This window comes from Vibrio sp. 10N.286.51.E5 (genome assembly GCF_041469125.1).
Taxonomy (GTDB): domain Bacteria; phylum Pseudomonadota; class Gammaproteobacteria; order Enterobacterales; family Vibrionaceae; genus Vibrio; species Vibrio crassostreae_C.
In genome coordinates this window covers 1-8,757 of the sequence record NZ_JBFRJZ010000077.1, presented here as the reverse complement: position 1 = coordinate 8,757, position 8,757 = coordinate 1, and the positions used below count along the sequence as shown (strand labels likewise).

The 8,757-nt window shown below is 45.2% G+C and carries 6 protein-coding genes; 2 read left to right on the top strand and 4 right to left on the bottom strand.

Annotation, left to right across the window (positions count from 1 at the left end; translation table 11 throughout):
- Positions 1-251 precede the first annotated feature (251 nt).
- Positions 252-2,135, top strand: coding sequence for a methyl-accepting chemotaxis protein (locus AB4161_RS20940; protein WP_372084194.1), 1,884 nt, complete (start codon positions 252-254; stop codon positions 2,133-2,135).
- 71 nt (positions 2,136-2,206) lie between these two features.
- Here the strand turns inward: AB4161_RS20940 and azu are convergent, their stop codons facing one another.
- The 4 genes from azu to trxB all read right to left on the bottom strand — a co-directional run bounded on the left by azu (position 2,207) and on the right by trxB (position 7,553).
- The gene (azu, locus tag AB4161_RS20935) at positions 2,207-2,659 is read right to left on the bottom strand and encodes an azurin (RefSeq protein ID WP_017063577.1); all 453 of its coding nucleotides are present in this window, start codon (positions 2,657-2,659) and stop codon (positions 2,207-2,209) included.
- Positions 2,660-2,933: 274 nt separating this feature from the next.
- Positions 2,934-4,655 carry a heme ABC transporter ATP-binding protein/permease CydC gene (gene cydC / locus AB4161_RS20930; RefSeq protein ID WP_372084192.1) on the bottom strand — a complete coding sequence of 574 codons (1,722 nt, stop codon included), beginning with the start codon at positions 4,653-4,655 and terminating at the stop codon, positions 2,934-2,936.
- The gene (gene cydD / locus AB4161_RS20925; protein ID WP_123961911.1) at positions 4,648-6,432 is read right to left on the bottom strand and encodes a heme ABC transporter permease/ATP-binding protein CydD; all 1,785 of its coding nucleotides are present in this window, start codon (positions 6,430-6,432) and stop codon (positions 4,648-4,650) included. The genes cydC and cydD overlap by 8 nt, the downstream gene beginning before the upstream one ends.
- Positions 6,433-6,593: 161 nt before the next feature.
- Entirely contained in the window at positions 6,594-7,553 is a 960-nt protein-coding gene (gene trxB / locus AB4161_RS20920) for a thioredoxin-disulfide reductase (protein WP_050052961.1), read from the bottom strand.
- A gap of 491 nt (positions 7,554-8,044) precedes the next feature.
- On the opposite strand from trxB, the gene AB4161_RS20915 reads away from it, so the two are divergent.
- On the top strand, positions 8,045-8,752 hold the full coding sequence (locus AB4161_RS20915; RefSeq protein ID WP_372084190.1) for a HipA domain-containing protein: 708 nt from the start codon (positions 8,045-8,047) through the stop codon (positions 8,750-8,752).
- Positions 8,753-8,757: the final 5 nt, after the last annotated feature.

The following is an 8,757-nucleotide window of genomic DNA, read 5'->3' as shown; positions in this document are numbered from 1 at the left end:
GCCTCCTCCTACTCGATTTTCCTCTTTACCGTGTTTTCTTGTCTCTTTTAAGCATGTGAAGTGCGATAAAAATGTTAATAACCGTAGAGACAACACCGCCTTAAATTTGGCTATAAGCCAAGGATTTGACATTACTTAAGCTTATGGTTTGCTTAAAATTATATTCCAATATTAAATTGTGAAATCGCTCGAATTTAATACTAATATTGGGTAGTATGCGCGAGATTTCCCACCACTCGTGAAACTTTGACATGAAACTAACACTAAAGCAGAAGTTGATAGGCGCTAGCCTATCTGCTGTTGTCGTTATGGCTACAGCGTTGACTTGGTTGTCAGCAAACCAATTATTTGAACAGACTCGTAATGGCGTATACCTACGAGCTGAAAGCGTATCTGAAGCAGCATCTGAAGGTATTAAAAACTGGATTGATATCCGTACTGATATCGCATCAGCATTTAATGACTTTTCACGAGAGGATGATGTTGTTCCTTTCCTTAGACAAGCTCGTGTAGCGGGTGGCTTTGACGATATCTTTTTAGGTACTCCAGAAGGTGGAATGTACCGTTCACATCCTGAACGTAATCGTGCAGATTACGATCCTCGTCAACGTCCTTGGTACCAAGAAGCAAACGCTGCAGGTAAGCAAATCATTACTACGGCTTACCAAGATGCAATCACCAAAGCACTTCTAGTAACGATTGCAGAGCCAGTTCGCCACAATGGTCAACTTGTTGGTGTGGTAGGTGCTGACGTACTTATCGACCAATTGGTTAATGACGTTATCAGCTTAGATGTGGGTGACAACGCTCACGCAATGCTAATCGATGCGTCTGACGGCACATTCCTAGCGCACCCAGATTCAGCACTAAGCCTGAAGCCAGTAAGCCAACTTTCTAATGACATCTCTATGCCTATCATCGAGAACGCAGTGCGTACTGGTAGTATCGAGATCATTAAAGAACGTGGCGCTGAGAAGCTGCTTTACTTCACGAAGGTGCCTAACACTAACTGGATCTTCGCGGTTCAGATGGACAAAGCAACAGAAGAAGCGAACCACTCAACGCTACTTACTCAGCTGATCATCACTGCTGTCGTTATTACGCTCATCGTAATCGTACTCGTGTCTTGGTTAGTAAGCTTCCTATTCCGCGACCTAAACCGCGTTTCAGCAGCACTTGAAGAAATTGCTTCAGGTGAGGGCGATCTTACTCAACGCCTTGAGCCTAAGAGCGACGACGAAATTGGTCAGCTTGCAGCAAACTTCAACCGTTTTGTGGGCAACATGCACACCATGGTGATCAAGCTAAGCGAAGTATCTGCTGCGCTGGGCAACCAAGCGCGTCAAACGGCTTCTCAAGCTGAAGAACGTAGTGCTCGTATCCAAATGCAACAAGACGAGATCAACATGGTAGCAACAGCCGTTAACGAAATGGCTGCAGCAACACAAGAGATCGCAGGTAACGCAGACCACACTGCACAGAACTCATCTGAAGCGGTTGGCGCGTGTGAGCACGGTACTGGTCAAGTGACACAGACTCAAAGCTCTATCCAAAACCTTGCTCAAGAAGTTCAAATCGCAACTAACGTGATTCTAGAACTTGAAGAGCACGGCAACAGCATCAACGCTATCTTGTCTAACATTCAAGGTATTGCAGAACAAACGAACCTACTTGCACTTAACGCCGCTATTGAAGCAGCACGTGCCGGTGAGCAAGGTCGTGGTTTCGCAGTAGTAGCGGATGAAGTTCGAGTTCTGAGCCAACGTACACACGGTTCAACGCAAGAAATTCAACAAACGATTGAGTTGCTGCAAGGTACAACAGGCAAAGCGGTTAACATCATGAACGATAGCCGTACACTTGCTGAAACCAGTGTTGATGACGCGAACTCAGCGGCTGCAAGCCTAACGCAAATCCATGCTGCTGTTGAACGCATCAGTGACATGGCAACACAGATTGCTTCTGCTGCAGAAGAGCAAGCGTCAGTAACGTCTGAGATTACTCGTAATACTGAAGGAATCCGTGACGTATCTAACGAGCTAGCAGACGAAGCACACCAAGCTGCAGAGCAAGCTGCGCAGCTTTCTGAACTGTCTCACGAGCTAGAAAGCGAAATCAGCCGCTTCAAGCTGTAATCGAAGCCAATATAACAAAGCCCCGACTTAGGTTGGGGCTTTGATGTATCTGTACCATCTAGACTAACGAGTTATTTAAACTCAAACTTGCCCTTCATGATTGCCCAGTGGCCCGGGAATGAACATAGGAAAGAGTAGTCGCCACCGGCTGTCATTTTCTCTGTGCTGAAAGTGATTGAGGTTGACTCGCCACCACCGATAACACGAGTGAAGGCGTAAACGCGGCTGTCGTCAGGTTTTACGTAGTTATTGTCGATACCTGCCGACATACCATCGATGCCCACTGCTTGTAGCGACGCAGTGTCTGTTATAACGACGTTGTGACCCATTGATTGGGCTGGCATAGAACCAGTATGGTTTAGCGTCAGCTTCACTTCTTTACAGCTCGCTGGAACGCTTAATGTGTCAGTTGAAAATTTCATTTGATCACTAGCATCAATCGATACTTCACATTCCGAGCTCGCTTGAGCGGTAAAGCTAGCACCTACAAGCGCTATCGTTGTTGCGATTAATCGTAAAGACATACACTGTTCTCCATTATTTTAGGGGGAGGTTATTCCATGAGGTTGATCGATACGTATTATCCTAGAAAGATGATCATAGTAATGTGCTACGACTTGAATTATGCGCAACTCGTTGCTTTATAAATGGTAAGTTTTTGTAGGAAAGGGCAAAACTAATCAGCGCATGAACAACCGTTTAAGGGGGAATGGTTGCTCGATACTAGAATTACAGACAACAAAAAGCCCGAGTATGAACTCGGGCTTTGAATGGTTTTCTTTATAACTTATGAAGGAGCTAGATTGCCTGACGAAGTTGGAAGTAACGTCCTTCTTCGTTTAATAGTGTCTCGTGAGAGCCGTGCTCAACAATCTCGCCTTGTTCAATCAGAACGATCGAATCCATCGATTCCAAACCAATCAAACGGTGTGTAATGAAGATAACCGTCTTGCCTTCGAAGTGTTTCTCGAACAGCGTCATGATGCTTTGCTCTGTTTGCTTATCTAAGCCTTCTGTTGGCTCATCAAGAAGCAGGATAGGGGCATCATGAAGAATCGTACGTGCGATACCAATACGGCGCTTCTCACCACCAGAAAGTTGACGACCACCATCACCTAACCAGCTATCAAGCGCGTTATTCTCAAGCAGCTTTTCTAGGCCAACGTCTTTTAAGATATTCGCTAAGTGATCATCGGTTGCTTCTGGTCTTGCAATCAACAAGTTGTCACGCAAAGTACCATTTAGAATGTCGACACGTTGGCTTACCACACTGATTGATTCACGAAGCTGTGATTCATTCCACTGAGTCAGTTCAATGCCCGCAATTGAGATGTAACCCTTCTTAGGATCCCAGTAGCGAGTCAGAAGCTGAATCAGAGTCGATTTACCAGAACCTGTTTGACCCACAATCGCTACTTTGTTCGTTGCCGGAATCGTTAGGTCGACAGCGTTCAGAACACTGCGCTCAGAGTCAGGGTAGTTGAACGTCACGTTTGAGAACGTAATATCAAGCGGCTTGTTGATGTCGAGTTTCTCTTCAGCGAACTGAACTTCAGGTTCTGACAGAATCACTTCATTCAAGCGACGTGCAGAAGACAGAGTCTGACCTAAATGCTGGAACGCGCCTGCGATTGGCATCAATAGCTCAAAACTTGCCATGGTTGCGAATGCCATTAGCGCGATGAACGGGTCTGGTGCATTACCACCCACGCCGTCAGCCGCAAGCCAAAGCATAAGAACCAGCGTCAAACCGTTGAACAGCATTAGCGCTGCTGAAGCCATACCGGTTAGGTTAGCGTTCACAAACTGATTCGCCATCAGCTTGCGTTGCGTTTCTAGAATCGCATTACGGTAACGCTCCTCAGCACCGAACAGAGTTAGCTCGCTGTAGCCTTCAATCCAATCAAGCGTCGTTACACGAAGATCCGCTTTGTTCTGTGTTAGCTCACCACCATTACGTTTACCAAGCTTGTAGAACAAGATTGGCCAAACCAACAGCATGATAAGAAGGATAGAACCTAGGATTAAACCTAGTGAGCTATCGAACCACATCAAGAACAGAGTCAGGAAGAAAATCCCGAACACACCCACCGTCACAGGGCTTACTAAGCGCAAGTACACGTGATCCATGGCGTCGACATCGGCAACCAAACGGTTGAGAAGATCAGCATCACGAAGGTTTGAAATACGACCTGGGATCAGCGGAGCCAGCTTCTTGAAGAAGAAGATACGAAGATCAGTTAACAGTTTGAATGTCGCATTGTGGCTCACAACACGTTCACCCCAACGACCTGCAGTTCGGCTCATTGCCAAACCACGCACACCACCACCCGGTAGCATGTAGTTGAAGGTTTCACGCGCAATCGTAAGGCCAGCAACCGCAGAAGCTGAAATAAACCAGCCTGATAGCGTTAACAAGCCGATAGAAGCCGATAGAGTAGCAAAAGCCAATAGCATGCCTAGCGATAGGCCAAACCAATGCTTTTTATAGAGTTTCAGGTAAGGCAGTAAATCACGCATCTAAATTACCCTTATTATCTTGTTGAGCTAAGTTCGCGTTAAGCATCTCTTCGAATAAACCACCCGCAGTCGAAAGCTGAGAGTAATGACCTTGTTCAACAAGACCACCATCGCGCATAACCAGAATGTTATCGACCGATTGAAGCGGGGCAAGTTGGTGCGTCACAAGTAGGGCAGTGCGGCTTTCGATGTTGCTATTGATGCCTTTCATTACCAACTGTTCGCTACGAGTATCTAGGCTGGCAGTGGGTTCATCGAGCAACCAGAACTGACCGTCTTGAATCATTGCGCGAGCTAGAGCCAAACGCTGAGATTGACCCACAGACAGACCGCCAGAACGGTCAGAAATCATGTAATCCAAGCCGTGCTCGTTTACAAATTCGTTAGCAAAAGATTGCTCTAGTGCGTTTTGAACTGTTTGATCGGTAATATCTTGCTTACCTAGAGTGACGTTGTCACGAATGCTACCGTGAAGCAACAGTGGGTTTTGACCAACCCAGCTGATCGTCTTACGCCAAGATGCCAAGTCTAAATCACGCAACTCAACGCCATTGATTTTCAAGCTTCCTTCATAAGGCATGAAACCAAGGATGGCGTTGATCAAACTTGTTTTACCCGCACCGCTTGGGCCAACTAACGCAGTCGATTGGCGAGTGTTAAGCGCGAACGAGATAGGACCAACCAATTGAACACCTTCAGGGCTTAACACTTTGAGATCTTGAGCTTCAATATTGATGCCTTGAGCCGGGTCGAGCTGAGTGTCGCCTGATTTAACCTTAGTGATGTCTGTTTCTAGGAACTCGACAATACTCTCGGCAGCACCCACCGCTTGTTGCTTCGCGTGGTAGAACGTGCCTAAGTCGCGCAGAGGTTGGTAAAACTCAGGAGCCAAAATAAGGATAAACAAACCAGCGAATAGCGTAATGCCAACGCCGTAGTGGCCGAAGTTAAGCTCGCCGATGTAAGTGAAACCAAAGTAAACCGCTGTCATCGCGATAGAGATAGACGTGAAGAACTCAAGCACAGCAGAAGACAAGAAAGCGATCTTCAATACATCCATAGTGCGCGTTCTGAACACCTCTGAAGCACCTTTCAATACTTCGGTTTCAGCGCTAGTACGGTCGAAAAGACGAATCGTTGTCATTGATTGCAAACGGTCGTAAAAGTGACCTGAAAGACGCTGAAGCGCTTTGAAGTTTTTACGGTTTGCATCAGCCGCTTTCATACCTACAAGTGCCATGAACATCGGCACCAGTGGCGCAGTCAGTAGGAAGATAAGGCCAGCTGCCCAGTTTACTGGGAATACCACGACCAAAATAATGAACGGAATCATTACCGACAAAGACATCTGAGGTAAGTAACGAGAGAAGAAGTCTTGCATGTCTTCAACTTGTTCTAGCAACAACGTTGCCCACGTACCGGCAGGTTTGCCTTTGATATAAGCAGGGCCCAACTCACGTAACTTATCAAGGATCAGTTGCCTGATGTAGACACGGATCTGTTCACCACAGCGATAACCTGCGATCTCACGTCCCCATGTACAGCCAGCACGGCCAACGACCGATAATGCCAAGCCTGCGAAATGACCAACCAGTTCAGACTTATCGACATTTTCGATGATCAGCTGGTGAAGAATAGAGGCGAGAAGAGCTGCTTGAGCAATTAAAAACACGCTTGAAAGTACGCCAAGGCTAATCGCAATCATAAGCCAGCGTTTCGCTAACTTACTCTGTTGCTTAAGCCACTTGTTCAAGCTGCGTTGTTTTTTCTTATCCATTATGAAGGCTTAATGATAATTATTATTTGTTGAGGGCGGCTAGTATACAAAAGAAAGCCCAGTGGATATACCACTGGGCTCTAGGGATTTACAACAAAATGTGATGACGCCCTGCATCTACTGAGGCGAGAGCACCGATAATCAAATCTGCAATCTCAGATTTACTTATCGTTAAGGCCATCTAGGAAGCGTTCAGCATCCAGTGCAGCCATACAACCTGTACCAGCAGAAGTGATTGCTTGGCGGTAGTTGTGGTCCATTACATCACCTGCAGCGAACACGCCTGGGATGCTGGTTTGTGTCGCGTTACCTTCAAGACCAGACTGAACAATGATGTAATCATCTTTCATGTCGACTTGGCCTTTGAAGATTTCAGTGTTTGGTTGGTGACCGATAGCAATGAATGCGCCCATTACTTCGATATCTTCTGTCTTGTCAGACTGAGTATCTTTAATACGAACGCCAGTCACGCCCATGTCGTCGCCTAGAACTTCGTCTAGCGTGCGGTCAGTGTGAAGAACAATGTTGCCGTTCTCTACTTTGTCCATTAAACGCTTCACTAGAATCTTTTCAGCGCGGAACGTGTCACGACGGTGAACTAGATGAACTTCAGACGCGATGTTAGATAGGTAAAGTGCTTCTTCAACAGCCGTGTTACCACCACCAACAACTGCAACTTTCTGGTTGCGGTAGAAGAAACCATCACATGTAGCACAAGCAGAAACGCCACGGCCTTTAAATGCTTCTTCAGACTCCAAACCTAGGTACTTAGCCGATGCGCCCGTTGAGATGATCAACGCATCACACGTGTACTCGCCAGAATCGCCTTTAAGACGGAAAGGGCGGTTTGAAAGGTCTACTTCGTTAATGTGGTCGAACAGGATCTCTGTTTCAAAGCGCTCTGCGTGCTCTTTCATGCGATCCATCAGTGCTGGACCCGTTAAACCTTCAGCATCACCCGGCCAGTTTTCCACTTCTGTTGTGGTTGTAAGCTGACCACCTTGCTGCATACCCGTAACAAGTACTGGGTTTAGGTTTGCACGAGCAGCGTAAACTGCAGCTGTATAGCCAGCAGGGCCAGAACCAAGAATCAATAAATTACAGTGCTTTACGTCGCTCATGAGGACTCCGAAATTGAAATTGTTTTTATTTATAATCGCTTAGGATTGTATGGAAAATATGGAGGCAATAAAAGGTTAAACAAGGGCTGAAGTGTAATTAATCGTTATACGTTAGAACTTAATGAAGACAAACGTTTTCGTGGCTGGAAAATCAGTGAAACCACCGTCTTTTTCAAGGATTGTTGTTGCCGACTTTTCGATTTCTAACGAGCATATCAAAATACGCCCAAATAACTGTATATAAAAACAGTATTTAATTATAAGATTACACGCAACGTTTGATAGGCAAAGTTAGAAAGATGAGGAACGAGCAATGAACTTACTCCCAACAGGCACACAGCTAGGTAAATTGGAACTACTGGAAGTGTATCAAGTGGCTTAAATAACTTTACATATCACATAATGGTTATGTGATATGTTTAATATCATTCACTAAATTTTGATTGAGTGTAGAGTGAATTGTAGTGGAATTAGAAGGTTAAGATAAGCCTATGTTAGTTGTTGACGTTACCGACTGGAAAAAAGATGAACGCCATGCAGTCTTCCCTGTTGGCGCTCGTGATAAAGAAATGATTTGGTCTCCTGAATACGAAGTCGATGGTGTTAAAGCTAATTGGCCATACTTGTTTAAAGAGTCTATCTATCGTTACCCTGACCAGTACTGGACAGAGCTAGTTGCGTATATCGTATCTAAGCATTTAGGTGTTGATGTCCCTAAAGTGTTGCCTGCAATGAAGCAGGCTGAAGGTGAGACCATTTACGGTTCTCTAATCGAATGGTTTTATGATGTGGAAGTAGAGCGCTTTGTTCATGCGGGTTCTTATTTTAAGCGAATGATCCCAGATTTTGATGATAAAATGGGTAAGGAGCATAATCTTACGGATATGGGGATTATTATTCGTCTTTTATCCATGAAAGCTAACCTTAAAACGAATGGGTTGCTTTGGATATCTGAAATGGCATTGTTTGATGCTTTGATCGGAAATACGGATAGACATCAGGAAAACTGGGGAGTGGTTTTTAAACCAGGAGAAATATCTTGCTTAAGCCCTTTATTCGACAATGGTACTAGTTTAGGCCATGAGCGCTTTATAGAGCATGTTAGAGATTGGGATGAACATCGCTTAAAAGTATATATAAAGAAAGGAAAACATCACCTTAGGTTAAAACGTGAAGATACTCAGGAGCCTGTAATTTAAATTGT

What these genes read in the sequence shown, in the direction of transcription:
- AB4161_RS20940 (WP_372084194.1), top strand. Translation starts at nt 252, where the DNA reads ATGAAACTAACACTAAAGCAGAAGTTGATAGGCGCTAGCCTATCTGCT.
- azu (WP_017063577.1), bottom strand. Translation starts at nt 2,659, where the DNA reads ATGTCTTTACGATTAATCGCAACAACGATAGCGCTTGTAGGTGCTAGC.
- cydC (WP_372084192.1), bottom strand. Translation starts at nt 4,655, where the DNA reads ATGCGTGATTTACTGCCTTACCTGAAACTCTATAAAAAGCATTGGTTT.
- cydD (WP_123961911.1), bottom strand. Translation starts at nt 6,432, where the DNA reads ATGGATAAGAAAAAACAACGCAGCTTGAACAAGTGGCTTAAGCAACAG.
- trxB (WP_050052961.1), bottom strand. Translation starts at nt 7,553, where the DNA reads ATGAGCGACGTAAAGCACTGTAATTTATTGATTCTTGGTTCTGGCCCT.
- AB4161_RS20915 (WP_372084190.1), top strand. Translation starts at nt 8,045, where the DNA reads ATGTTAGTTGTTGACGTTACCGACTGGAAAAAAGATGAACGCCATGCA.